At 70.1% G+C, this 24,481-nt stretch carries 20 protein-coding genes and 1 pseudogene; 8 read left to right on the plus strand and 13 right to left on the minus strand.

What is annotated here, in order from left to right; translation table 11 throughout:
• Positions 1-1,467, plus strand: a complete 1,467-nt coding sequence (locus tag KGD87_RS09890) for a deoxyribodipyrimidine photo-lyase (protein WP_284667207.1) — start codon at positions 1-3, stop codon at positions 1,465-1,467.
• Between the two features lie 104 nt (positions 1,468-1,571).
• Positions 1,572-1,892 carry a polyhydroxyalkanoic acid system family protein gene (locus KGD87_RS09895; RefSeq protein ID WP_284667208.1) on the plus strand — a complete coding sequence of 107 codons (321 nt, stop codon included), beginning with the start codon at positions 1,572-1,574 and terminating at the stop codon, positions 1,890-1,892.
• A gap of 27 nt (positions 1,893-1,919) precedes the next feature.
• On the opposite strand, the gene KGD87_RS09900 is transcribed toward KGD87_RS09895, so the two are convergent.
• From KGD87_RS09900 to KGD87_RS09925, 6 genes are read right to left on the minus strand one after another with little or no spacing between them, the layout of a single operon-like run.
• Complete coding sequence (locus KGD87_RS09900) at positions 1,920-3,644, minus strand: CheR family methyltransferase (RefSeq protein ID WP_284667209.1); 1,725 nt, start codon at positions 3,642-3,644, stop codon at positions 1,920-1,922.
• A complete protein-coding gene (locus tag KGD87_RS09905; protein ID WP_284667210.1) occupies positions 3,638-4,639 on the minus strand; it encodes a chemotaxis protein CheB in 1,002 nt (333 codons plus the stop codon). Before KGD87_RS09905 ends, KGD87_RS09900 begins: the two co-directional genes overlap by 7 nt.
• 37 nt (positions 4,640-4,676) lie before the next feature.
• Positions 4,677-6,968: a hybrid sensor histidine kinase/response regulator gene (locus tag KGD87_RS09910; RefSeq protein WP_284667211.1), complete on the minus strand. Its 2,292-nt coding sequence runs from the start codon at positions 6,966-6,968 to the stop codon at positions 4,677-4,679.
• A gap of 33 nt (positions 6,969-7,001) precedes the next feature.
• Positions 7,002-8,255, minus strand: coding sequence for a methyl-accepting chemotaxis protein (locus KGD87_RS09915; RefSeq protein WP_284667212.1), 1,254 nt, complete (start codon positions 8,253-8,255; stop codon positions 7,002-7,004).
• A 5-nt stretch (positions 8,256-8,260) separates the two neighbouring features.
• A complete protein-coding gene (locus KGD87_RS09920) occupies positions 8,261-8,635 on the minus strand; it encodes a Frizzy aggregation protein FrzB (protein ID WP_284667213.1) in 375 nt (124 codons plus the stop codon).
• On the minus strand, positions 8,632-9,114 hold the full coding sequence (locus KGD87_RS09925) for a chemotaxis protein CheW (RefSeq protein ID WP_284667214.1): 483 nt from the start codon (positions 9,112-9,114) through the stop codon (positions 8,632-8,634). Before KGD87_RS09925 ends, KGD87_RS09920 begins: the two co-directional genes overlap by 4 nt.
• A 170-nt stretch (positions 9,115-9,284) precedes the next feature.
• Here KGD87_RS09925 and KGD87_RS09930 point away from each other — a divergent pair, with 170 nt between their 5' ends.
• Positions 9,285-10,142, plus strand: a complete 858-nt coding sequence (locus tag KGD87_RS09930) for a response regulator (protein ID WP_284667215.1) — start codon at positions 9,285-9,287, stop codon at positions 10,140-10,142.
• A gap of 55 nt (positions 10,143-10,197) precedes the next feature.
• Here KGD87_RS09930 and KGD87_RS09935 read toward each other — a convergent pair whose 3' ends face one another.
• A complete protein-coding gene (locus KGD87_RS09935; protein ID WP_284667216.1) occupies positions 10,198-11,502 on the minus strand; it encodes a radical SAM family protein in 1,305 nt (434 codons plus the stop codon).
• Positions 11,503-11,687: 185 nt separating this feature from the next.
• Here KGD87_RS09935 and ald point away from each other — a divergent pair, with 185 nt between their 5' ends.
• The 5 genes and pseudogenes from ald to KGD87_RS09960 all read left to right on the plus strand — a co-directional run bounded on the left by ald (position 11,688) and on the right by KGD87_RS09960 (position 17,006).
• The gene (ald, locus tag KGD87_RS09940) at positions 11,688-12,812 is read left to right on the plus strand and encodes an alanine dehydrogenase (protein ID WP_284667217.1); all 1,125 of its coding nucleotides are present in this window, start codon (positions 11,688-11,690) and stop codon (positions 12,810-12,812) included.
• Between the two features lie 242 nt (positions 12,813-13,054).
• Positions 13,055-13,696 (plus strand): sigma-70 family RNA polymerase sigma factor, encoded by a 642-nt coding sequence (locus KGD87_RS09945; RefSeq protein WP_013940756.1) that lies wholly within the window; start codon positions 13,055-13,057, stop codon positions 13,694-13,696.
• Positions 13,697-13,718: 22 nt separating this feature from the next.
• Entirely contained in the window at positions 13,719-14,627 is a 909-nt protein-coding gene (locus KGD87_RS09950; protein WP_284667218.1) for an anti-sigma factor family protein, read from the plus strand.
• A 174-nt stretch (positions 14,628-14,801) separates the two neighbouring features.
• Positions 14,802-15,161: pseudogene (locus tag KGD87_RS09955) on the plus strand (response regulator); the annotation flags it as partial.
• A gap of 159 nt (positions 15,162-15,320) precedes the next feature.
• Entirely contained in the window at positions 15,321-17,006 is a 1,686-nt protein-coding gene (locus KGD87_RS09960; protein WP_284667219.1) for a response regulator, read from the plus strand.
• Positions 17,007-17,058: 52 nt separating this feature from the next.
• Here KGD87_RS09960 and KGD87_RS09965 read toward each other — a convergent pair whose 3' ends face one another.
• From KGD87_RS09965 to KGD87_RS09990, 6 genes are all read right to left on the minus strand, one after another.
• Positions 17,059-18,192: a hypothetical protein gene (locus KGD87_RS09965; RefSeq protein ID WP_284667220.1), complete on the minus strand. Its 1,134-nt coding sequence runs from the start codon at positions 18,190-18,192 to the stop codon at positions 17,059-17,061.
• Entirely contained in the window at positions 18,189-18,959 is a 771-nt protein-coding gene (locus KGD87_RS09970) for a type III pantothenate kinase (protein WP_163785812.1), read from the minus strand. Before KGD87_RS09970 ends, KGD87_RS09965 begins: the two co-directional genes overlap by 4 nt.
• A gap of 13 nt (positions 18,960-18,972) precedes the next feature.
• Positions 18,973-19,977, minus strand: a complete 1,005-nt coding sequence (locus KGD87_RS09975; RefSeq protein ID WP_284667222.1) for a biotin--[acetyl-CoA-carboxylase] ligase — start codon at positions 19,975-19,977, stop codon at positions 18,973-18,975.
• 30 nt (positions 19,978-20,007) lie between these two features.
• Positions 20,008-20,643, minus strand: coding sequence for a hypothetical protein (locus KGD87_RS09980; protein WP_284667223.1), 636 nt, complete (start codon positions 20,641-20,643; stop codon positions 20,008-20,010).
• Positions 20,621-21,538 (minus strand): HEAT repeat domain-containing protein, encoded by a 918-nt coding sequence (locus KGD87_RS09985; protein ID WP_284667224.1) that lies wholly within the window; start codon positions 21,536-21,538, stop codon positions 20,621-20,623. Before KGD87_RS09985 ends, KGD87_RS09980 begins: the two co-directional genes overlap by 23 nt.
• A 66-nt stretch (positions 21,539-21,604) precedes the next feature.
• On the minus strand, positions 21,605-24,460 hold the full coding sequence (locus tag KGD87_RS09990) for an HTH domain-containing protein (protein WP_284667225.1): 2,856 nt from the start codon (positions 24,458-24,460) through the stop codon (positions 21,605-21,607).
• Positions 24,461-24,481 lie beyond the last annotated feature (21 nt).

Here is a 24,481-nt window from a genome sequence, read left to right on the forward strand (position 1 = left end):
ATGCCTGAAGGCTTCTCGTGGTCCGAACTCGGCATCGACTCAGCGCGCGTGCAGGTGGTGAAGGACCTCCCTCTTCCCTCCGGCCGCCGCGACTTCGTCCTCTACTGGTGCATGGTCAACCACCGCGCCGAGCAGAACCACGCGCTGGATGCCGCCATCGCCCTGGGCAACCACCTGGGCCTGCCCGTCGTCGTCTATCAGGCCATCCGGCCGGACTACCCCTACGCGTCGGACCGGCTCCACGCCTGGGCCCTGGAGGGGATGATGGACATGGCCACGGGCTGCGCCGCGCGCGGGCTGCCCTACTGGCTGGAGCTGCCCCGGACGGCGAAGGAGCACCGTCCCCGGCTGGCCTCGCTCGGCCGGCGCGCCGCCGCCATCGTGTCGGACCTGTTCCCCACGTTCATCATTCCGGGCCACCTGCGCGGCGCCGCCAAGGCCCTGGACGTGCCGCTGTTCGCCGTGGATGCGTCCTGCGTGGTGCCCATGCAGCGCATCGCCACGCGGCAGATTGGCGCCTATACCCTGCGGCCCAAGCTGAAGAAGCTGTGGCCGGAGTACCTGGACCGCGCCGTGCCCAACCGCGCGGTGAAGGCCGCCGCGGCCGGACGCAAGCTGGAGCCCGACTTCGCCACCTCGGACGCACGCGAGGCCCGCGAGTCCCTGGCCGCCTTCGACTTCGACCACTCGGTGGCGCCCGTCGCGGAGCGCGGCGGACGCAAGGCGGGCCTCAAGGCGCTCCAGGCCTTCGTGAACCAACGCCTGGAGGGCTATGACGCAGGCCGGAGCGACCCGGGCCTGGCGCAGCAGTCCAACCTGTCCCCCTTCTTCCACTGGGGCAACCTCTTCGCCGGAGAGGCCGCGCGCGCCGCCATCCGCGCTCGCGGCGCTCAAGACGCTTCGGTGCAAGGCTTCCTGGAGGAGCTGCTCGTCCGCCGCGAGCTGGGCTTCAACTACTGCTTCCACACCCCAGGGCCGCAGCAGCTCTCCATGGACTCCCTGCCTCCGTGGGCCAAGGAGACGCTCACCTACCACCAGAAGGACGCGCGCGAGCACCGCTATTCGTTGAAGCAGTTGGAGACAGCGCGGACCGCGGACGGCCTGTGGAACGCGGCCCAACGCGAGCTGGTGGAGCGCGGCCGCATCCACAACTACCTGCGCATGCTGTGGGGGAAGAAGATCCTGGAGTGGACGCCCTCCCCCCAGGAAGCGCTGCAACGCATCGCGTTCCTCAACGACAAGTACGCGGTGGACGGCAGGGACGCCGCGAGCGTCGCCAACTTCATGTGGGTGCTGGGACTGCATGACCGCCCCTTCCAGGAGCGGAAGGTGCTGGGCAAGGTGCGGCCCATGAGCTCCCTGCGCACGGCGGCCAAGTACAACCTGGCACCCTACCTGGCGCGCTGGGGCCGCCCGGAGGACCCACCGGTGAAGCTCAAGCGCGTCCGCAAGACGGCAGGCCCGTGAGCAAGCCTGTTGACATCCGCGCGTCCAAAAGTGACACGGCGGTTCCATTCCCGCGCGGGCACGGCTAAACGCTCGAAGCGGGACACCGAGACTTGGAGCCAGCCATGGGAATGATGAAGTTCGATATCCCCCACTCCCTCCCCAAGGAGGAGGTCAAGCAGCGCGTCGAACAGTTGCTCCAGTACTGGGGCGGCAAGTACGGCGTGAAGGCGGACTGGCAGGGGGAAGGCGCGAAAATCGTCGGCAAGGTGATGGGCATCCAGATGGACGCCTCGTTCGTCATCACCGACAAGGCCGTCGAGGGTGAAGGCACCGACCCTGGCATGCTGCTGCGTGGCCAGGCCAAGAGCTACCTGCAGAAGAAGTTCGGCGCGGTGCTCGACCCGAGCAAGAGCCTGGACCAGGTGAAGAGCAGCCTGGACTGACGTGAAGCCCGGGACGCGGCCCCTGCCTCAGCGCAGGGGCTGCTCCTCCAGCGCGGCCAGGGCGTAGCGCGCCGCGCGAGAGATGGCATCCGCCGAGTCCGGCATCTCCGGGTAGTGCCCCGCCAGGGGCCGCTGCGGAAAGCGAAGCTGGGCAATGGCGTTGCGGTAGCTGCGGCGCGCCGACTCATGGTCCTGCGTGCGCTCGTGCACCTGCGCCAGGAGGTAGTGGCCAATGGCCAGCGTGGGCTCCAGGAACAGGGCCTTGCCCAGCTCGGAGCGCGCCTCGCTCAGCTCCCCTGCCTGCAACGCGGCGACCCCACCGAACACCCGCGCCTCCACGCACAGCGGCTCGCGCTGAATGGCCTGCGCGAAGGCCTCGCGCGCCTCGGGGATGCGGCCGGTGAGGGAGAACAGGTTGCCCAGCGTCAACAGCCCGTCCAAATCACTGGGCTCGTCCGCGAGCAGCCGCTGCACGCCGGCGATGGCCGCCGAGAAATCCCCCTGCGCCATCTTCCGCACCGCCATGGCCAGCCGCTCCGCCGGAGGCAGCAGCGTGGGCCAGGCGGGCACCTCCACGGTGGGCGCGCTCAGCGAGGAGCCCACCGCCGGCAGTTCGGTGGTGATGCGCGGACGGGCGGAGTCCACACTCCCCACCGAGGGCAGCTCCGAGGTGACCCGCGAGCGCGCGGCGATGGCCGGCAGCGGCGAGTGAGGCGACACCGCGGGCAGCCGCCCCGGCACCACGGAGCGCGGACTGGAGGAGGTCCCCACCGCCGGCAGCGTCGCGCCAGGCGCCGCCACCGACACCGCGGGCAGCCGCGTGGTCAACGGGACGTCCTCGGGCTGCATCCGCTTGCGCACGGAGACGTCGGGCTCGCCGGGGTACGGGGTGATGCGCAGCGGCGGCACCCGCATGCTCTTGTCGTTCAGCGGGCGGCGGTACACGAACGCCCCTTCGACTTCGATCATCTCGAAGCGGTCGTAGACCTTGAAGAGGCTCTCCGAGTACCCCAGGAACAACAACCCGCCCGGCCGCAGCGCGGCGAGGAAGCGGTCCATCAACCCGCGGATGGTGGGCAGGTCGAAGTAGATGATGACGTTGCGGCAGAGGATGAGGTCCAGCGACGACAGGGCCACCTTGTCGAAAACGGGCGCGGCCAGGTTCTGCCCGTCGAAGCGGATGTACTCACGCAGCGCGGGCAGCGCCTCGTAGCCCTCTTCCACCGGCTTGAAGAAGCGCGTCAGCCGGTCCTGGTTGATGCTGATGGCCCGCCGAGAGGTGAAGCGCCCCTGCTTCGCGGCCTCCACCGCGGCCAGGTTGAGGTCGGTGGCCCACAGGTCCACCTCCAGCGACAGCGCGCCCAGCTCCGCCAGCACCATGGCCAGGCTGTAGGGCTCCTCGCCCGTCGCGCAGCCCGCGGACCAGATGGACACCTTGCGCATCTCCCGCCGCGAACGGGACACCAGCTCCGGCAGCACGCGCTTCTCCAGCGCGCGGAACTGCTTGCCGTCGCGGAAGAACTCCGTGTGCCCCACCGTCACCAGCGGCAACAGCGAGCGCAGCTCCTCTTCGCCGCCCGGGCCCGTCAGGCGCTGGAGGTAGTGCTCGGGCTCGTCCAGGCCCAGCACGGGCATGCGCGCGGACAGCGCCAGCCGGAGGCTGTGGAAGCCATCCGGCGTGATTTTCAGCCCCGCGCGCTCCAGCAGCAGCGCGGCGAGTTGTTGCAGGACTTTCTGGCTCGCCGTCAGCACACGTCCACCCACTGCATCAGCGCCGCGCCAATCCGGCTCAGTGGCAGCACTTCGTGCGCCGCGCCCATCAACACCGCCTCGCGCGGCATGCCCCAGACGGCGCTCGACGCTTCGTCCTGGGCAATGGTCCGGCCGCCGCGCTCTCGTATCTCCTTCAACCCTCGCGCCCCGTCGCGCCCCATGCCCGTCAGGATGACCCCGATGCAGCGCGGGCCGAACGACTCCCCCGCGGAGGTCAGCAGCATGTCACAGGACGGCCGGAAACCGCGAAGCGCGGGGCCCGCGTCCAGTTCCAACCTGCCCTCCGGTCTGACCAAGAGGTGACTGCCAGACGGAGCGATGTACACCGCCCCCGGCTCCATGACCACGTCATGTTCGGCCTCGAGCACGCGCAGCGCCGTTTCATTGGCCAGCCAGTGCGCCAGCCCTTCCGTGAAGCCGTCGCTGATGTGCTGGCAGTAGGCGATGGGCGCCGGAAAGGCGCGCGGAATCATCCGCAGCACCTGCGCCACCGCCTTGGGCCCCCCCAGGGACGCGGCGATGGCCACCAGCGGAAACGGCGGCGGCTTCGTCTCACGCGCCGTCTGCGGAGGCGCCCGCGTGTGCACCTGGCGCACCGCCTTCACCTGCGCCAGCAGCACCAGCTTGCGCGACACGTGCGCCCAGAACTCGGGCCCGGGATTCGCCGGACGCTCCAGCACGTCCAGCGCGCCCGCCACCATCGCCTGGAAGGCCTCCTGGCCGGACAACACCCCGGGGTGCAGCGCCAGCACCGGCACCGGCCGCTCCACCATGACGTGCTCGATGGCGGGCAGCGCGTCCAGCGCGCTCAGGTCCACCAGCACCACGTCCGGGAAGTGCCGCTGCACGGCCACCAGGGCGCCGGCGAAGTCCACCTCCGCCGGCCCCACGGGCAAAAGGGAGTCCCCATCGAACAGGCCCCGGGCCGCGAGCGCACGCAGCCCCTTGCCCACCATGAGCACCCGAAACGCCATTCCTGCGACCGCCGCGCCACCGCCCAAGCCTGGCTCCTCAGGTCAGCCGGTCGATGGCCTGCGCGAGAACCTCCACGCCCAGCTCACCCTTGACGAGGTACGCGTCCGCGCCCGCATCCAACCCGCGCCGCTTGTCCTCGGGAGAGGCGAGCGACGACAGGATGATGACCGGGATGCGGGCCACCGCGGGCGTCGACTTGAGCCGCCGCGTCAGCGAGAACCCGTCCAGCCTGGGCATCTGCACGTCCGTGAGGATGAGGTCGTAGGTGTCGTTCTGCACCTTCACGTAGGCCTCTTCGCCGTCCTGGGCTTCCTCCACCGAGTGCCCCAGCGCCTTCACCAGCGCCCCTTCCGTGGCGCGGGCGATGGGCGAGTCATCCACCAGCAGCACCCGGAGGCGCTTGGCGGCGGGGGCCTGGGTGACGGGGCGGGCCATGCGGCGCACCTCCGCCATGATGTCCGGGACGTGGAGCAGCACGGCGATGCGGCCGTCCTCCAGCGCCGCGGTGCCGGCGATGAAGGGCGCGCCCTTGAGGAACTCGCCGCCGCAGGGCTTCACGGCCACCTCGCGCTCGTCCACGAAGCCGTCCACCACCAGCGCCGCGTGGTCCTCGCCGTGACGCACCACCACCGCGGGCGGCTTGTCGAAGCGGTTGCCGCCGTTGAGGCCGAGCAGCGGCCCCAGCGCCACCAGCGCCGTGGGCTTGCCACGGTGTCGCACGGCCAGCGTGCCGAAGATCTCCAGCCGGTCATCCGGCTTGACGCGCATGACGGCCTCCACGTCCGCGGCGGGCATGCCGTAGACGTCGTCGCCCAGGCGCACCAGCAGCACCTTCATCAACGCCAGTGACTGCGGCAGTCGCAGGGTGATGTTGGTGCCACGGCCGATGCGGCTGTTCACGCCCACCGAGCCGCCCAGCATCTCCACCTTGCGCTTCACCACGTCCATGCCCACGCCACGGCCAGACAGCTCGCTGACCTGGTCGCGGGTGGAGAAGCCAGGGCGGAAGATGAGCTCGATGGCCTCTCGCTCCGACAGCGCCGCGGCCTGCACGGCGTTGATGAGCCCCTTGGAGATGGCCGCCTGGCGCAGCCGCTCCGGGTCGATGCCGCGGCCGTCGTCCTCCACCTCGATGTGGAGCATGTCGCCGTCCACGCGCACGCGGACGCGGATGCGGCCGTTGAGCGGCTTGCCCAGCTGCTGGCGCGTGTCCGGGGACTCCACGCCGTGGTCCACCGAGTTGCGCAGCAGATGCACCAGCGCGTCGCGCACGTCGCTCAGCATGGAGCGGTCCACGCCGATGTCGGCGTTCTCGATGACCAGGTCCACTTCCTTGCCCTGCGCGCGCGACATCTCGCGAACGGCGCGCGGGAAGGCATCGAACACGGTGGCCAGCGGCACCAGCCGCGCCTCGGCCACGTGGTCCGCCATCTTCGCCAGGTTGCCGTGCAGCGTGTTGATGCCGTCGTCATTGCGGCGCACGAAGCGGAACGCGTCGTCGCGCAGCATGTGGAGGTCGCTCTCCACGCGGTCCAACTGCTCGCGCACCTCGTTCGGGATGTCGACCACCTCCGACAGCCGGAGGAAGCGGTCCCCCAGGCGGCTGAAGCGCTCGAACAGCGCCTCCGTCTCCGAGCTGCGCAGCCGGCCGCGGGCGCTCTCCACCAGCAGGTCGCCCGCGAGCAACCCCAGTGAGTCGAGCACCTCCACGTTGACGCGGATGCTCCGGTCGGCCACCGCGGACTTCGCGGCGCTCGGGGCCTCCTCGTCACGGCCGTGCGCCCCGGCCGCCGGATGCGCGGAGGCCGCGGCGTGCGCCACCGACGCTGCCCCGGGAGCCCGTGGCGGGGACGCGGCCACGAAAGCCTGCACGGGCGGCGCGGCGACAGGCGGCGGTGTGGGCGGAGGCGCGGCGGGCCGCGCGCCAGCGATGGCCGGCGGCGTCTGACCGGAGACCTCCGCGAGCATGCGGACCATCTCCTCGCTGGCCGGGTTGCCCGTGTTGGCGCCGGACAGGTCTTCGTTGAGGTCGGAGAGGACGTCGCACGCCCTGAGCAGGACGTCGGTGGCCACCTCGGTGGCCGTCTTTCCCTCGCGCTCGGCGCGCAGGACGTCCTCGGCGGCGTGCGCCAGCTGCCCAATGGCGGCAAGACCCAACATGCGGGCCTCGCCCTTCATCGTGTGCAGCTCGCGCGCGACGTCCTCCGCGGCCTGGTCCGCGGTCTCCTTCTCCAGGTCCAACACCCCCAGTTGAATCTTCTGGAGTCGGTCGGCGGTGACCTCCTGGAACTTCTTCAGGAGGGATTTCTTGAGAGCCTCGGTGTCCATGGCCAACGTACGCCCCTCCCCTTCCAGGAAGCGCTAGTCGGCCTTGAACCGCTTGATGAGCTCGGCCAGCCGTCCGGCCAACTGCGTGAGCTCCGCGGCCGCGCCCGTGGCCTGCTTCGAGGCCTGCGTCGTCTGGCGCGTCACGTCCTCGATCTCCGCCATGGAGGCCACCACCTGCTCGGTGGCCGTGCGCTGCTGCTGCGTGGCCAGGTTGATGACGCGGGCCGCGTCGCTCGTCTCCTGGACGCCGGCGAGGATGCCTTCCACCGCCTGCGCGGCCACCGCGCCCAGCTTCTCACCAGACTCCGTGGCGGCCTTGGACGCCTCGGCGGCGCCGGCCGCCGCGGCCGTGGCCTCGCGAATCTCGGTGATGAGGTTCTTGATCTCCTTGGTGGAGTCCAGGACGTTCTCCGCCAGGCGCCGCATCTCCGCCGCGACGATGGAGAAGCCCTTGCCGGCCTCACCCGCGCGGCTGCCTTCCAGCGCCGCGTTCAACGCCAGCAGGTCGGAGCGGTCCGCGATCTCGTCGATGACCTCCACCACCGTGCCGATGCGCTCCACGCGCTTGGACAGCTTCGCGATGGAGTCCGCCACCGCGACGCCGTCGCTGCGGATCTGCTGCATGGCCTGGATGAACTCGCCAATGGCGCCCCGGCCCGCGCGCGCCGCGCCCAGCGTCTCCTCCGCCACGCGCGCCACGCTGCCCGCGTTCTCCGCGATCTGCGCCGACGCGTGCTTCAGCTCCTCCATGGTGGCGGTCGTCTCGTGGATGGCCGCCGCCTGCTCCGTGGAGGACGTCTCATGCTGCGTGGAGGCCGCCAGCACCTGGTTGGCGGACGAGGACAGCCGCAGGGCCGCCTCGTTGATCTCCCGCACGAACGTGCGCAGCGTCTCAATGACCTTGCCAAAGCCCTCCAGCAGGGGCCCCAGCTGGGGGTCTTCCGTGGTGGTGTTCCACTGGGACAGGTCGCCCTCGCGCACCAGGCCGATGAGCGCGTCCAGCGCCTGGTCAATCTCCTGCGCCGCCACGTGCTTGCGGTGCTCGGAGGCCGCGAACTGGTCCAGCACCTGATTGAGCAGGTGCGCCAGCTCCGCGCCGGCCTCACTGACCAGCTCCTTGGGCACGCGGGCCTGGAGGTTGCCGGACAGCACCGTCAGCAGCGTGTCGGTGATGGCCTTGGTGGAGGAAGCGGTCGACGCCGCGTTCGTGGCGCCGGCCTTGGAGGCGGGGGCCTTCCGGGCGCGCGCCTTGCCTGCGGGCTTCTCGTTGGGGGTGTCCAGGGACATGTGTCTCAGTGCCTTCCTTGAGTCCTTGCGGTTTCGACCAGATCGATGAGCAACACGGTGCGGGCCTCTTCCAGGTACACACCGACTGCGTAGGCTGCGGCGCCGGCCGTGGGGGGCATCCGGCGCAAGGAGTTGACGGGGATGGAGCGCACGCCGTGCACGGCGTCCACCTTGAGGTGGGCTTCACCCTCCGGGGTGTCGAAGACGATGGCGCGACCGCCGTGGTGGAGCAGGCCCAGCTCCGGCAACGTGATGTCCTCCGGCAGCGCGCGGTCGATGCGCAGCACCTGGGACGCGTCCGTGCCGTAGAGCGTGGCGCCGACGTCGAAGAAGAGCAGGTCTACCTGCGCCTCCTTCTCCTGGATGGCGTCGTCGTTCACCGCGCCACCGCCCGCTGCCGCGCCGTCTGGAGCAGCTTGGAGAAGTTGAGGAGGTTGATGGCCTCGTGGTTGCCGCTGGCCTGCACCACGCCTAGCAGGTGCTCGGCCGCGGCGTCCCCACCCAGGGGCGGTGGGAGGATCTCCGAAACAGGGATGCGGCGCAGGCCCAGCACCGTGTCCGCGACGACGCCGGCCACGTAGCTGCCCGTGATGCCGACGAACAGGCGGGTGCGCGGGCCGATGCGGGCCTCTCCCTTGGAGAGGAAGCGCAGCAGGTCCAGCACCGGAAGCACCTCGCCCCGGTGGCCGGTGACCCCCATGAGGAAGGACGGGGTCCGGGGCAAGGGCGTGAGCAGCCCGGCCCGAAGCACTTCGAGCACGTTCTCACTGGGCACGCCCAGGCGCAGGTCGCCCACGCGGAAGCAGAAGAACTCCTGCTCCGGCCGGGCCTGGGCGGCCAAGGCGCGGGCCGGAGCCATCCGGAGTGCTCGCTGGAGGGGAGTCGAGGTCGTGGTCAAGGCGCCAAAGTATCCGGAGGCGGCGAATAGCGGTCAAGAGGACCCGACGGACAGCCCGCCTGGTCGCCGTTTCGATGGTCCGCGCTGCACCAAAGGTGTAGGGTTCCACCGCGAAGCCCTTGAGGAGGCCGATGTCGCGCGTACTGGTCATTGATGACAGCTCGATGCTGGTGGAGCTCACCGTCCGGGCGCTCACCGCCGCCGGCTACCAGGCGAGCGGCGCGCAGGACCTTGCCAGCCTTGAGCAGAAGCTCGCCGAGGGGCCGTTCTCGCTCATCCTCATGGACGTCAACATGCCGGAGATGTTCGGCGATGACGTCGTGGAGTACCTCCGCCGGCAGAAGAAGGTCACCGCGAAGCTGGTCCTCTACTCCGACATCTCCGAGGCGGAGCTGGACGGGAAGACCAAGGCCTCGGGGGCGGACGGCTACATCCTGAAGAGCGGCGGGCTCGAAGCCGTGCTCGGCGGGGTCATGGGTCTGATTGGCCCCCCTGCCCTGGGCGTCCCCACGGCGGCGCCCGCTCCGGCCGCGGCCCCCACCGCGTCGGCCCCCGCGGCCCCGGCCCCTGCGGCGGCGGCCGGCCTCAAGCCCGCGCCCACCACGGGCGGGCGCAAGCCGCGCATCCTCATCGTGGATGACAGCGAGATGACGGCCCGCATCATCGAGGCGGACCTGGTGGCCAAGGGCTTCGAGGTCCACGTCGCCGACACGGCCGACAAGGCCACGAAGATCATCCTCAAGAAGCAGACGCGCCCGGACCTGGTGCTGCTGGACGTGCGCATGCCCAACGTGAACGGCGAGCAGTTCTGCCGCTTCATCAAGAGCAACAGCCTCTTCAAGGGCATCAAGGTGCTGCTGTGCTCGGGGGAGAACGTCGAGGAGCTGCAGCGCATCTGCCGCGAGGCGGGCGCTGACGGCTACATCCCCAAGGACGCGGTGATGGGCAACCTGGTGGCCAAGGAGCTGATGCCCACCGGCAACGAGTAGTCCCCTGGGGCTCCCCGTCGGCGGAGGAAGGAACGCCCTCCTCCGCCAAGAGGCGCTACCGGAGCCCGGCCGCGTTCTCGCGCTCTTCCAGCCCGCGCGCGAAGTTGCCCACGATGAGCCCCGGGCGCGCCGCCTTCAGCCGCTGAAGCAGCGTGCGGATGCCCACCGGCTCGCCTCCGGCGCCGCGCTCGCGCGCCACGTCCAGGTACTGCAGCGGGTCGATGCACAGCGAGCGCGTCTGCACCTGGTCCACGCGGTACTTCTTCACCAGCCGCTCCAAGGCCCGCACCTCGCCCTCGCGGTCGGTGACGCCGGGGAACAGCAGCAGGTTCAGCGCCAGGTACGCGCCGCGCTCACGCGCCAGGGCGATGGAGGCCTCCACGTCCTCCCAGCCGTACTTCACCGGCTTGTAGTAGGCCTCGTAGAGGTCCTTCACCGCCGAGTTGAGCGACACGCGGACGGCGTCCAGCCCCGCGTCGAAGAGGGCCTCCAAGCCGCGCGTGAGGCTGGCGTTGGTGTTGATGTTGATGGAGCCCGCCTGCGTGCGCGCCCGCATGTAGCGGATGGCCTCTGCAATCTGCTTCCAGCGGGTGAGCGGCTCGCCCTCGCAGCCCTGGCCGAAGCTCACCATGGTGCGGCCCGGCGCGTGCTCGAGGTGGAAGAGGCCCACCTGGCCCATCTCCTCTCCCGTCGGTCCGTCATCCATGCGCTCGTGCGACGCTGGCGGGCCGTCCGCGGGCTGGTCGGAGATGCAGCCCACGCAGCGCGCGTTGCACATGACGGACGCGGGGATGGCGGCCTCGTCACGCACGTAGAAGGTGTTCTGCGACGTGAAGCACCGGTAGAGCATCGCGCACGTCTTGAGCTGCTTCAGCACCCGGTTGTCCGGGAAGCGCGCCAGGTGCTTCGCCACCAGGTCCTTCATGTCCGGCGTGGAGAACCGCTCCGGGTCCCAGTGGGAGCGACGGTCGGTATGGATGGCCCACGCCACCGGTCCCTCTCCCACCCAGGCCGCGGCGGTGTACGCCCACTGAGGCAGGACGGGGCCACTGCCCTTCACCTCGCCGGGGAGGAACGTCCGCGTGTAGCCCGGGGGCAGCAGCGCGCCCACCGCGTTGGGGACAAACGACTTGCCCCCCATCTTCATCTCCCGGACGAGCTCCAGCTCCCCCGTCTCCGGATGCAGCCCCACCGGGAGGCGGCCCGGCAGGTGGACGAGCCGCCCGGCGGACGGCAGCGCGATGGGCTTGTCCTGCGGAGGAACGAGCTCTTCGCCGCTGCGCAGCGTGGCGAGCAGGTACGGATGTTCCATCACCCGTCCCTTGGGGTCCGCGAATAGGAGCTTCGGGGCAGACGTCATGTCCCGGGTAACTAACACGAGCGGCCCGCGCTTCATCACGCATCGCATCCAACGCCTCGCGTCATGTCTTCAGGGGTGTTTGCCGCGAATGGCGCCCATGCGGGGCTGTCCGCCCGCGCCTTGATTCCCCCCTGGGCCCTCGTTAGGGTCCGCGCGCTTTTTACGTCCCCCTCTCGGAGGCAGTCGTGATCGTCGGAGTTCCCAAGGAGATCAAAACCCGCGAGTACCGCGTCGGAATGGTGCCGGCTGGCGTGAGCGCCTTCATCGCCGCGGGTCATACGGTCCTGATCGAGACGAACGCCGGCGTTGGCTCCGGCATCCCCGATTCGGAGTTCCAGCGCGTCGGCGCGCAGATCGTCGCCACCGCGGACGAGGTCTGGAAGCGCTCGGAGATGATCATCAAGGTCAAGGAGCCCATCGCGCCCGAGTACGCGCGCATCCAGCCCGGTCAGATCATCTATACGTACTTCCACCTGGCCGGCGTGGATCCGGAGCTGACCAGGACGCTGCTCCAGAAGAAGGCCTCCGCCGTGGCCTACGAAACGCTGCAGCCGGATGATGGCAGCCTGCCGCTGCTCAAGCCCATGAGCGAGGTGGCCGGAAAGATGGCCATCCAGGTGGGCGCCCGGTGCCTGGAGAAGGCCCACGGCGGCAAGGGCATCCTCCTGGGCGGCGTGCCCGGCGTGCGCCGCGGCCGCGTCACCGTCATTGGCGGCGGCGTGGTGGGCCTGTGTGCCGCCAAGGTGGCGGTGGGCATGGGCGCCGAGGTCACCATCCTCGACGTCAACATGGAGCGCCTCACCTACCTGGATGACGTGTTCCTCGGCCGCGTCGGCGTGCTGGCCTCCGACTCGGAGAGCATCGCCCGCTCCGTGCGCGAGGCGGACCTCGTCGTGGGCGCGGTGCTCATCCCCGGCGGCAAGGCCCCGAAGCTCGTCTCCGAGGCCCTCATCGCGGAGATGACCCCGGGCGCCGTGGTGGTCGACGTGGCGGTGGACCAGGGCGGCTGCATCGAGACGTGCAAGCCCACCACCCACGACAACCCCACCTTCGAGGTCCACGGCGTCGTCCACTACTGCGTCGCCAACATGCCCGGCGCCGTGCCGCAGACGTCCACCTACGCTCTCACCAACGTCACCCGCCCCTACTCGCGCAGGATCGCCGACCTGGGCCTGGTGGAGGCCGTCAAGTCCGACCGCGCCCTCGCGCGTGCGCTGAACACCTACAACGGCCACGTCACCTACGAGGCCGTCGCGAAGGACATGGGCTACCCCTACATGCCCATCACCGACGCGCTCGCTGGCAAGTAAGCCCGACAAGCAGGCAAACGACGTGGTTCCTGGCGGGGAGGTTCGGATGACGACATCCGGCCTCCCCGTCCGTTATCTCTGCTGGGGAATAAGTTTCCCCGGCCGGCGTCGTGTATTCCCGAAGCGGGCGTCCGGGCGGGTGTCGTGGGATGCCGTTGTTGCCCTGGTTGTTCCCGTGCATACATTTGGCGGGTAAGCGACAACTCATTCCCCTTTTGTTTCGGGCCCTTGGAAGGCGGGACATGTTGGACTTCAGGCAACCCAACCGGACGAAGCAGGAATTCGAAGAGCTGGCGCTCGCCCACCTGGATCCGCTCTATTCGGCGGCCCTGCGCCTGACGAAGAACGAGCGCGACGCCGAGGACCTGGTGCAGGACACCTGCATGCGGGCGTACCGCTTCTTCGACAAGTTCGAGCGCGGGACGAACATCAAGGCCTGGCTCTTCAAGATTCTCACCAACACCTTCATCAACCGCTACCGGCGGAAGGTGAAGGAGCGCACGGTGGTCGAAGGCGTGGAGCGCGAGGCCGTCCACGAGCGCTTCGTGAGCCGGGACGCGACGGACTTCGCGGCCAACCCGGAGCAGTACTTCTTCGACCGGCTCCTGTCGGACGACGTGCTGCGAGCCATCGACTCGCTGCCCATCGACTTCCGGCTGGTGGTCATCCTCGCGGACCTGCAGGAGTTCTCCTACAAGGAGATCGCGGAGATTCTCGAGTGCCCCGTCGGCACGGTGATGAGCCGCCTGTTCCGCGGACGCAAGCTCCTGCAGAAGAACCTGCGTGAGTACGCCGAGGGCCAGGGCGTGTTCCGGCACGACGGAGAGCCGGTGAACGCACCCGCGGACCTGGAAGAGTATCGCCACAGGAAGAAGACAGGCTAGAAAGCCGTTCCTAGCGCGCCCCATGAACTGCCAGGACCTCGAACGGCTGCTCTATCCGTACCTCGACGGCGAATTCCAGCCCGAGGAACGAGTGGACCTCGAAACCCACCTCTCCGGGTGCGCTGCCTGCGGGCGCCGCGCGGAGGAAGAGAAGCAGATGCAGCAGGCGCTGCGGCGAGCCGCGCGCCACTCCGTTTCGGGCATGCGGGCCCCCGCCTCGCTTCGGGCCGGCATCCAGGTGGGCCTCAAGCAGGAGCAGCGCCGCGTCCAGTTCGGCGTCTGGCTGCGCGCCGGGGCCATGGCGCTGGTGGTGGTGACGGTGGGTGGCGGCTGGGCCGCGTTCCACGCCGAGCAGCGCCTGAGCGCGGCCAGGACGGAGGCGGTGCAGCGCCACAGCAAGAGCAAGGCGCTCCCCTTCGAGATTGCCTCCAACGCGCCGGAGCAGGTGGAGGAGTGGTTCAAGGACAAGGTGGATCCGCGCATCACCGTCCCGCAGCTCCCCAAGGCGAAGCCGCTGGGCGGGCGCATCTCCATCCTCAATGGCCGCGAAGTCGCGTACATCAGCTACGAGACGCTTCCGGACAATGAAGGTGAGCCGAGCCGCCGGTTGGGCGTCTTCGTGCTCCCTGGGCACGACGAAGCTGCCATCCCGAAGTTCCAGGCCCTGCAAGCGGTGGAAGTGGACTCCGCGCAGGGCTTCAATGTCGTCACCTGGCGCGACGATGAAATCGTCTACGAGATGGTGACGGACATGGACGAAAGCGACATCCGCCGGATGCTCGCCGAGCGCGACAGCGGAGAGAAGCTCGCGCGACAGTCCGCGCCGGAGGCCGACGAGCCGCTGTATTCGCTCCCGCCCACGCCGCGCTCGCCGTACTCCCGGCCCCCCATCTCCTTCGAGCCGGTGACGTACCCGACGTACCCCCAGTGACGGAAACGTCGGCTGCGTGACGGCGCTCCCCCTCCGGGGCGGGCGGAACTCCGCCTGGTCCAAGCATTGACGGCTCCCGCGCATGGCCGATAGCCTCGACGCGCATCTTCTCCTTGCGCGTCAAAGCCGGTAGGGCGTTTGTGCGCGTCGCACACCAGGACGGGCCGTCCCTCCATGTCGAAGAGAATCCTGATCGTCGAAAGCGACACCGCGCTCTCCGCCTCCCTGCGTTCGGCCCTGGAAGGCCGGGGCTTCACGGTCGAAGAGACGACCGACGGCAAGGGCAGCGTGGAGCAGATCCGCAGGGACCGGCCGGACCTCGTGGTGCTCGCGGTGGACCTGTCCGAAGGACAGAACGGCTACCTCATCTGCGGCAGGCTGAAGAAGGACGATGACCTCAAGAACGTCCCCATCGTCATCATCGGCAACCCGGACGGCTTCGCGCAGCACCGCAAGCTGAAGACCCGCGCCGACGAGTACGTCGCCAAGCCGGTGGACGCGGCTCAACTGGTGGAGCGCGCGGGTGCGCTGATGTGACGCCGCCTGTCCGCTCCCCGGGCGGCCGGAATTCCGCCCGGTCCGAACATTGACGCTCCCGCGCATGGCCGATAGCCTCGACGCACATCTTTTCCTTGCGCGTCGCGGCCGGTAGGGCGTTTGCGCGCGCCGCACACCAGGACGGGCCGTCCCTCCATGTCGAAGAAAATCCTGATCGTCGAAAGCGACACCGCGCTCTCCGCCTCCCTGCGTTCGGCCCTGGAAGGCCGGGGCTTCACGGTCGAAGAGACGACCGACGGCAAGGGCAGCGTGGAGCAGATCCGCAGGGACCGGCCGGACCTCGTGGTGCTCGCGGTGGACCTGTCCGCAGGGCAGAACGGCTACCTCATCTGCGGCAAGCTGAAGAAGGACGATGACCTCAAGAACGTCCCCATCGTCATCATCGGCAACCCGGACGGCTTCGCGCCGCACCGCAAGCTGAGGGCCCACGCCGACGAGTACGTCGCCAAGCCGGTGGACGCGGCTCAACTGGTGGAGCGCGCGGGTGCGCTGATCGGCTTCCCCGAGCTGCCCGCCTCCGAGGACCTCGTCGATGAGAGCCTCACGCTGGACGCGCTCGGCGACGAGCCGATGACGGCGGACTTCGGCGAGGAGATCTCCGTGGAGACCGCGGAGGAGCCTCCCGTCACGGGCGAGGAGCTGGACCTGGACGCCGCCTTCGGCGACCTGTCCGCGCCCGAGGAGACGCCGTCCTTCGAGGAGGAAGTCGTCGTCGCGCCGCCCGAGGCGGTGGTGGAAGGCGTGGAGGAGGACTTCTCCACGCTCGACTCGCTGGGCACCGACCTGGATGATCCGCTGGAAGGGCTGGATGACTCCGACGAGAAGACGGTGATTGGCTTCATCGCCCCCGCTCCCGTGGCCCCGCCTCCTCCCGAGTCGCCCCGCGCCGTCGCGCCGCCCCCAGTATCCCGGCCCAGCGCGGCCCCCCGCCCCGCCCCGCCGCCCGTCGCGATGGCGCCGGCCGCCGACGTCGCGGAGCTGCGCAGCCTGCGCACGAGGGTGGCCGAGCTCCAGGCCGAGCTCGACGACTCGCGCGGCGCGGCGTCCCACGCCGAGGAGCGCGTGCGTGACCTGGAGGCGCAGCTGGAGAGCCACGCCACGGAGCTGGAGACGGCCCGGGCGTCCTCGGGGAAGAACGACAAGGACACCTTCGCCCTCCGCGACGCGGCCAACAAGAAGGACAAGGAGATCCTCCGCCTCAAGACGGAGCTGAATCAGAAGGACCAGGAGATCATCGAGCTCAAGGACCAGAGCCTGGAGCTGGAGCAGAAGGCCAGCACCGCCGAGTCCGAGCTCGCCCAGCGCGACGCCCAGCTCAAGACGCTGAGCGCCCGGGCGGAGTCGCTCGCCACGGACCGCAAGCGCGTGGACCAGCAGCTTGCCGCCGCCAAGGACGAGGCCCGGAGCGCGTCCGCGCAGCTCACCGCGCTGCAGACGGAGCTGGACCAGCACCAGGCCCAGGCGCATGCCTACGCCGCGGAGCTGGAGGAGCTGCGCGCTCGCGCGGGACAGCTGGAGGCGGACGTCCAGGCCGCGCAGCAGGAGGCCGAGGACCTGCGCGTCCAGTTGGGCCAGGCCCAGGTGGAGCTGTCCGAGCAGGGCAGCCGCGCCAGCGCGGAGGCCGAGGAGCTGCGCGGCCGCATCTCCGAGCTGGAGGCCGCCACGGCCCGCGGCGAGGAGCGCGTGACGCGCCTCTACGCGCGCATCAAGAGCGAGGAGAAGCTGCGCGAGAAGACGAAGAAGGCGCTCGTCATCGCCCAGCAGCTCCTGGAAGAGCCCGCCTCCTCGGTGGCGGACGACGCCAGCGAAGCGGCGGCCTGAGTCGCACGGGCCGCGCTCCCCGAGCCACCCGCGCCCGGGGCACCGCCCGCCCCTACCCCTGCTTCTTCGGGGCCGTCTTCTTCTCGTGCAGCTTCTTCGCGAAGCCCTGCACGGCCGCGGGCACGTTCTTGTCGCGGCTGAGGTCCTTCAACTCGGCGTCGCGGAACGCGTTGAGGAACTTCATGGTGACGGTGAGCGGGACCTTGGGGTTCTTCACCAGCGCCATCTTCACCTTGTGGTTCTTCGTCCACTCGCGGTTGCTGTAGATGACGCGCAGCACGTCATCCATCATCGCGCGGTTGGCGGCGCAGGAGAGCACCTCACCGTCGGTGATGCGCGGGCTGCGGATGACGGCCACCGCCACCAGCTTGTTCGTCTCCCGGATGAGCGCGGTGCGGGCTTCCTTGTTACCCAGCGTGGCCAGCTTGATCTTCTCCGCGATGGACATGCGCATGATGCGCTGGGCCAGCGTGAGGCGCTTGCCCTCCTCCATGGGCGCGGCGGCTTCGTCCGCGGCCTCCTGGAACTCTTGAAGCACCTCCTCCGCGGTGGGGCCCTGCGGCGGCGGCGCCTCCGCGGCCTCGGGGCCGAAGACGCGCACCCGCGCGGCCTTCATCTGCGGCACGTCCATCAGCGTCAGCCCGCTGCGCACCGCGAAGTCGCAGACGCTGTCGATGAGCGACACCGGCGCGCTCGCGTTGGCGCAGAGGTTGCGGAGGATGTCCTCGTGGCGCAGCAGACGGAGCTGATTCTGTCCGATGATCTCCGCCAGCTTCGGGTCGCAGTCCTTCGCCACGTCCGCCACCGCGGCATCCGGCGTGCTGGCGTTGAGGACCAGCATCTCCGCGTAGGCCGCGTTGCCCTTCACGAGCCCCAGGAGGTACCCGAGCGCCTGCGGCTGCACCTCTTCGTCACGCAGCGCGGAGCCCAGAATCCTGTCCGGCAGCCCCGCGGCCGTCTTCGCCGCCGTCTCGCGCACGCCCGGGTCCGGATCGAACGTGAGCATGTAGAGCGCGCCCACCATGTCGGACGGGCTGAGCGGGACGAGCGACTTCGCCGCCATCATCCGCAGCGGCACCGGCGCCGCGGGGTCCACGTGCTTGCGCAGGTTGGGCGGCAGGAACTCCGCATCGAAGGGGCAGCCCGGGGGCGGCGTCGGGACGGCGTTGGGAGCGGCAGGGGTCATGACGCGTGATTCCTTCCGTAGATGATGCGCAGGCCCTCGAGCGTGAGGAGCTCATCCACCTGGTGGATGACCTTCGACTCGCTGGCCACCAGCGACGCGAGCCCTCCGGTGGCGACGACCTTCACCGGAAAACCCAGTTCGGCCTGCATGCGGGCGCAGATGCCGTCCACCATGCCCACGTAGCCGTAGACGAGCCCGGCCTGCATGGAGTGCACGGTGTTGCGCCCGATGACATGCGGCGGCCGCGCGAACTCCACGCGCGGGAGCTTGGAGGCGTTCTGGAACAGCGCCTCCATGGAGATGTTGATGCCGGGGCAGATGCAGCCCCCCAGGTACTCCCCCTTCGGCGACACCGCGTCGAACGTCGTCGCGGTGCCGAAGTCCACCACCACCACGCCGGCGTGGTGCTTCTCGTAGGCGGACACCGCGTTGACGATGCGGTCCGCGCCCACCTCCCGGGGGTTGTCGTAGAGGATGGGCATGCCCGTCTTCACGCCGGGCCCGACGAACATGGGGCGGACGCGGAAGTACCGCTCGCTCATCTTCTCCAGGTTGGACTGGAGCGGCGGCACCACGCTGGAGACGGCGACGGCGGTCACCTTCGCCGGGTCGATGCCGCGGTGGGTGAAGAGCTGACGGACGAGGATGCCGTACTCATCCGAGGTGCGGCGCGTGCTGGTCTCCACGCGCCAGTGGTCGAGCAGGCGCCGGCCTTCGAATACGCCGAGCGCGGTGGTGGTGTTGCCGACGTCGATGGCCAGGAGCATCACACCGCGCACTCTACCGCCGTGGGCGAAGCTGCTCCACGTCGCCCGCCAACACGCGCTCGAGCGAGCCCTCCGCCGTCCGGACCAGCAGGGCCCCGGATGGGTCGATGTCCTCGGCCCGCCCCCGCAGCTCCTGACGGTCGGTGCGCACCAGCACGTCCTGCCCCAGCGTGGAGGACAGCGCCTTCCAGCGGGCACGCACCGCGTCGAAGCCCGTGTCCAGGTAGAGGTCCAGCCACGCCTCCAGCCGCGTCCAGAGGGCCGCGGCGAAGCGGGCCCGGTGCACCGGCTGCCCCAGGGCCAGCGACAACGACGTGGCGGTGGCCCGCAGCGCCTCCGGGAAGTGCTCGGCCTGGGAGTTGAGATTGACCCCCACGCCCACGATGACGAAGTGCACGCGCTCGGGCTCGGCGGACAGCTCGGTGAGGATTCCCGCGACCTTGAGGCCGTCGATGTGGACGTCGTTGGGCCACTTGATGGCGGCCTCCACGCCCGCGTCGCGCAGCGACTCCGCCAGCGCCACGGCCGCCACCAGCGTCAGCTCTGGCGCGCGCTGGGGAGGCAGGTCCGGACGGAGGACGGCGGAGAAGTAGAGGTTGAGGCCGGGCGGCGACACCCAGGTGCGGCCCCGGCGCCCCTTGCCCGCGGTCTGCTGCTCGGCCACCACCACCTCACCGTGCTCGGCGCCGTCCTGGGCCAGCCGGAAGGCCTTCTCGTTGGTGGAAGGCAGCGCTTCGTGGTGGTGGATGGTGCGGCCCAGGTCGTGGGTGTCCAGCAACGGGCCCACCTCGAGCGAGGTGAGCCGGTCCGGAACCGCCACCAGCCGGTAGCCTCGCGCGGACACCGCCTCGATGCGGTAGCCCTTCGCGCGCAGGGCCTCCACGTGCTTCCACACCGCCGTGCGCGACAGCCCCAGCTTGTTGGAGAGCGCCTCACCTGAGGTGTAGTCGCTCCCGCTCTCCGACAGGAAGCTCAGGATGAGCGCTTCCTGGGACTGCTCGTTCGCATTGGCGGCCACAGCGGCACCTCGTGGTGATTCTCCACCGTATCAGCCCGCAGGCGGCGCCGCGCCGTCCCGGAGCTGCCAGGCCGTCAGCTCCAGGGAGGTCTGCGGCATCAACTGGCCGTTGGTCTCCACGGCCATTTCGATGCGGACCATGCCGACGCCGGGCGCGAACGTCATCGTGTTCACCAGCGTGGCCTTGGCGTCCACCCGGTTGCGGCCCTCCACCTGGACACAGTTCGGGAAGGTGCCCGCGGGCGTCTCACAGGGGTCCCCCGCCTGGACGATGTGGTAGCGCTCCGTGGAGGACACGGACACCACGTTCGTCCACGAGTGCCCGGTCCGCACCGGACCGCGCAGCAGGTAGCGCTTGGGATCTCTCAAGCCGTAGCCGTCCAGGGAGAGCTGACCGCCCTGGCTGTCGTGGAAGACGCCGGCCTCTTCCTTGAGAATCTCCACGGTGACGCGTTTGTCGTCGCGGCCGTTGATTCGGTAGGTCCAGCTGTTGCCCACCGCGAGCGGGTAGTACACGGACACGTCGTCGGTGCTGGCGCTCGCGCCCGCCGCCGCGTCGACGTTCTTGGAACAGCCCGTGCCCAGCACCAGGGCCGCCAGCACCGCGGCCCCGCCCATGCCGAATGAACGCTTCATGTCGATGTCAGTCCGCGCGGCTGGGGCCACGCGCCTCCGCAGATGAGTGCTTACGTGATGCGTAGAGCGTGTCCAGCGCCTGTTGCGCGGCGGCCTGGACGGTGGGCGCATCGTGCCCCTGCGCCATCGTGTAGAGGTAGGCCTCCGCCTCCGGGCCGCCGATTTCGCCCACCGCGAAGACAATCTCCTGCACGAAGCCCAGGTCACGGCCACGCGCCAGGTCGATGAGCACGGGCACCGCGACCCGAGCCTTCATCTCCACGAGCGAGCCCATCGTCCTGCGCACCGTCTCGGCGTCGGTCGCTTCCTTGAGCCGGTCGATGAGCAGCGGCGCGGCGGCCGGGTGCTGCCGCTCCGCCAGCGTGCGGAGGCTGAACTCCCGCACTCGCGAGTCCGTGGCCTTGAGGTCCTGCACCAGTTCCTCATCGGTGCGGTCCAGCGCCGTCAACTGCATGACGGTGGACTCGGTCACCTGGCGCAGCACGTTGGCCAGTGCCGTGCGCATGGCCTCCTGCCGTCCCGCGGGCGAGTCCTCCTCGACGGGCGCCTCACCCAGCCCGACCAGCTCGTAGCGCTGAGGCAGACGCCCACCGAAGCGCTCCAGGACCAGGTTGGCGCCCACCTCGGCGAAGCTGCGCGGGTCACCGTCCTTCAGCACTTCGCGGGTGAAGGGCACGTCCAGCGTCAGGCGCCAGGGCCGCTCCTCGCGAGGCGCCTCCGCGCCATTCTGCTCGAAACGGCCGGAGTCTTTCAGGGCGGCGGTGAAGAGCGTGGCCACGCCCTCGGGAGCAAGTCCCAGCAGGGCGTTGTCCCGCAGGGTGGCTCCGGAGAGCTCCACCGGCGCCACCGGGTAGCGCGGCGCCCGCCATCGGCAGGCACCGAGCACCAGGACGACGCAGGAGGCGAGCAACAGGACCGGCTTCATCGCTCCCCAGGCTAACACCTGGAGAGCGGTGGCGCCGACCAATCCCTCACCCCCTGGCGTGCCGCGTCAGCTATCGCGCTCCCCGGCCGGTCCCTTGGGGGGCACGAACGCGTCAGCGGACGGATCACCCTCGGTGGGAGAGGAAGCAGGCTCGCTGGCCTGTGCGCCATCATCGGATCCGGAAGACGCCGCCGTCGCGGCACCAGGGGCCACTTCGCCCGCCGAGCCGTCCAGCACGCCCGCCTGCGTCAGCCCTTCCGCCGGAGCAGCCGATGACGTCCCCTCGGAAGGAGCAGTCCCGGACGCATCCGCCTGTGTGGCGACGCCCACGGACGCGGAGTCCACATCGCCGGAGACCGGCGCGGAAGTGACGCCACTGTCCGCCGAGGCAAGCGCTTCGCTCGACACCGCACCAGTGACAGCAGCCGAGCCCGCGCCACTGTCAGCGCTCGCCTTGGAGACGGAAGGTGCCTCGCCAGCACTGCTGACCTCAGGAGACGCGCCCCCCGTGGCACCCCAAGCACCGCTCCCGGCAGTCGACACACCGGCGTTGCCAATGGCACCGACAGCAGTCGTCACGCCAGCGACGCCCGTATCTCCACCAGTGCCCGCAGCCGAGGCACCGGCCTCGCCAGCGGCACCCGCAGCGTCCGGAGCGGAGGCACCCGCCTCGCCGACGACACCAGCACCCGAGGTAGAGACACCTGCCTCACCCGTGGCATCGACGGCACCCGCAGCCGAGACACCCGCCTCGCCAGCGTTACCACCAGCACCCGCGAAGGAGACACCCGCCTCACCGGCTGCACCACCAGCCCCCACGAAGGAGACACCCGCATCACCCGTGGCACCAACAGTACCTGCGGTGGATGCACCCGCGGCATCCGTAGCCGAGGCACCGGCCTCGCCAGTGGCACCCGTAGCCGAGGCTCCGGCCTCGCCAGCGGCACCCGAAGCCGAGGCACCGGCCTCGCCAGCGGCACCAGCCTCGCCAGCGGCACCAGCCTCGCCAGCGGCACCCGAAGCCGAGGCACCGGCCTCGCCAGCGGCACCCGAAGCCGAGGCACCGGCCTCACCAGCGGCACCAGCAGCCGAGGCTCCGGCCTCACCAGCGGCACCAGCAACCGAGGCACCCGCCTCACCCGCTTCGCCAGCAGCACCGGCCTCACCGGAAGCGCCGGCGGCACCGGCCTCACCCGCGCGGCTGCCACGGCCGCGACGGCCCCGGCGACGACGGCGGCGGCGCTTGCGGTCACCCTGTGCCCCTTCGGCACCGGCGTCCGCGGCAGCCCCATCGGGACGCGCACCACCCACGAAAGCGCTGGCGGCCTCGAGGTCGTCATCCTCCCCGTCCTCGTCGTCGTCCTCCTCATCGTCCTCGCGGCCCTGCAGGACCGGCGCGGCCGGCACGGGAGCGGCTTCACGCACATCCCCGGCGGGAGCAGCCGAAGGCTCCTCGGTGGAAGCTTCCGCGGTGGCCTCGGCCTCACGAGCCTCACGGGCCTCGCGCTTCTCACGCTCACGGCGGCGCTTCTCACGCGGGCGCTCGCGCTCCGGCGCGGCAGCGGCCTCGGTGGGCTCCTCGCCGCCCTCCCGGGCCTGCTTCTCGCGCTGACGCTCCTCGCGGCGCTTCTGGGCCTCCTCGGCATCCAGCTTCGCGGCCTCGAAGAACGTCTCGTCGACCTCGTACAGCGCGACCTGCGTGACGGAGACGGCCGTCTCCGCTTCCAGGAACTTCTCGCCCAGCGCGTCACCGCACCAGAGCATCACCAGTGAACCATTGGCCTGCGCCTCGGTGCGCGCATCGCCGCGCACGTCACCCGCGCTCACCAACAGACCCACCTGCGCCGAGTAGTGGCCCAGGTCACGCCGCAGCTCCTGCACCGACTTGCGGTCGATGCCGGGCGTGCCCTTCAGCATGCGGACCGCGTAGCGCAGCTCCACGCTGCCCTCGCGCTTGCGTGCCGTGAGCAAGGGCCCTTCCTTGGACCGCTTGGCCACCTTCAGCTCGCGGAAGCCCAGACCGTGCATCATCTTCACGACGGACTTCTCGAACGTGCCGACGTCCAGCTCGCCCAGGCGCTTGCGCAGCCCACGCGCCACGGAGCGGCGCGCGTCCTTGAGCGCGGCGCGCAGCGTGGACACCAGCGCGGCATCCGCCGGGGCCTCGCTCGCGGCAGCCGGCTTGCCCAGCAACGGACGGCCAGCCTCCAGCGGGATGCCCAGCGCCTGCGCGAACGCGGCCTGGAGCTCCAGCGGCGGGGCCTCGCTCGGGGCGCCTGCGCGCTCCAGCGACACCTCTCCAGAGTCCTTGCTGAAGGCGTACTGCGGCCGGCGGCCCGCGTCGATGCGACGCTGGTTGTCCTCCAGCAGCGCGGTGAGCACCGCCTCCACCGTGGTGTCCTCGGCGCACAACTCCTTGGCCCGGGCACGTTCGATGATCTGCTCGGTGCGCAGCCCGATGTCCGACTCGCTGAGAATCTCGAACACCACCTCGGGCAGCGGCGGGAAGCGCTTGCGGCGACCGCCACGCTCCTCGTCCTCGTCGCGGCGACGCTTGCGGTCACTGCCACGGCCCGCGACCCGCACGTTGTCCGTGCGCGGCTCCGGGTGACGCTCCGCCGGACGCAGCGGCGGCAGGTCTTCTTCAGGGTGCGGCTCCACCACGCCGGTTTGAGCCAGTGCCTCGACGTCCTCGGGAATCGACCAGTCGACCAGCGCGAAGGTGTCCTTCGCCGTCACAAGCACCTTGCGATCCCGCGTGCGGCGCGCCATGGCTGCGAGGCGCGACAGCATCGTCACCTCAGGCGTCTTGCCCACGTGGGAAAGCAGGCTCTGCTGGATGGACTTCTCGGTAATTTCAAGGAAGTGGAGGGGACGACCTTCGCTCTCCAGGATGCGGAGCGCGGCCTCGTAGAATGTCATCGAGTATTCCCCAGGAATTCC

The organism is Myxococcus sp. SDU36, from assembly GCF_030168875.1.
Lineage (GTDB): Bacteria > Myxococcota > Myxococcia > Myxococcales > Myxococcaceae > Myxococcus > Myxococcus vastator.

What these genes read in the sequence shown, in the direction of transcription:
- KGD87_RS09890 (WP_284667207.1), top strand. Translation starts at nt 1, where the DNA reads ATGCCTGAAGGCTTCTCGTGGTCCGAACTCGGCATCGACTCAGCGCGC.
- KGD87_RS09895 (WP_284667208.1), top strand. Translation starts at nt 1,572, where the DNA reads ATGGGAATGATGAAGTTCGATATCCCCCACTCCCTCCCCAAGGAGGAG.
- KGD87_RS09905 (WP_284667210.1), bottom strand. Translation starts at nt 4,639, where the DNA reads ATGGCGTTTCGGGTGCTCATGGTGGGCAAGGGGCTGCGTGCGCTCGCG.
- KGD87_RS09910 (WP_284667211.1), bottom strand. Translation starts at nt 6,968, where the DNA reads ATGGACACCGAGGCTCTCAAGAAATCCCTCCTGAAGAAGTTCCAGGAG.
- KGD87_RS09915 (WP_284667212.1), bottom strand. Translation starts at nt 8,255, where the DNA reads ATGTCCCTGGACACCCCCAACGAGAAGCCCGCAGGCAAGGCGCGCGCC.
- KGD87_RS09925 (WP_284667214.1), bottom strand. Translation starts at nt 9,114, where the DNA reads ATGGCTCCGGCCCGCGCCTTGGCCGCCCAGGCCCGGCCGGAGCAGGAG.
- KGD87_RS09930 (WP_284667215.1), top strand. Translation starts at nt 9,285, where the DNA reads ATGTCGCGCGTACTGGTCATTGATGACAGCTCGATGCTGGTGGAGCTC.
- KGD87_RS09935 (WP_284667216.1), bottom strand. Translation starts at nt 11,502, where the DNA reads ATGACGTCTGCCCCGAAGCTCCTATTCGCGGACCCCAAGGGACGGGTG.
- KGD87_RS09945 (WP_013940756.1), top strand. Translation starts at nt 13,055, where the DNA reads ATGTTGGACTTCAGGCAACCCAACCGGACGAAGCAGGAATTCGAAGAG.
- KGD87_RS09950 (WP_284667218.1), top strand. Translation starts at nt 13,719, where the DNA reads ATGAACTGCCAGGACCTCGAACGGCTGCTCTATCCGTACCTCGACGGC.
- KGD87_RS09960 (WP_284667219.1), top strand. Translation starts at nt 15,321, where the DNA reads ATGTCGAAGAAAATCCTGATCGTCGAAAGCGACACCGCGCTCTCCGCC.
- KGD87_RS09965 (WP_284667220.1), bottom strand. Translation starts at nt 18,192, where the DNA reads ATGACCCCTGCCGCTCCCAACGCCGTCCCGACGCCGCCCCCGGGCTGC.
- KGD87_RS09970 (WP_163785812.1), bottom strand. Translation starts at nt 18,959, where the DNA reads ATGCTCCTGGCCATCGACGTCGGCAACACCACCACCGCGCTCGGCGTA.
- KGD87_RS09985 (WP_284667224.1), bottom strand. Translation starts at nt 21,538, where the DNA reads ATGAAGCCGGTCCTGTTGCTCGCCTCCTGCGTCGTCCTGGTGCTCGGT.
- KGD87_RS09990 (WP_284667225.1), bottom strand. Translation starts at nt 24,460, where the DNA reads ATGACATTCTACGAGGCCGCGCTCCGCATCCTGGAGAGCGAAGGTCGT.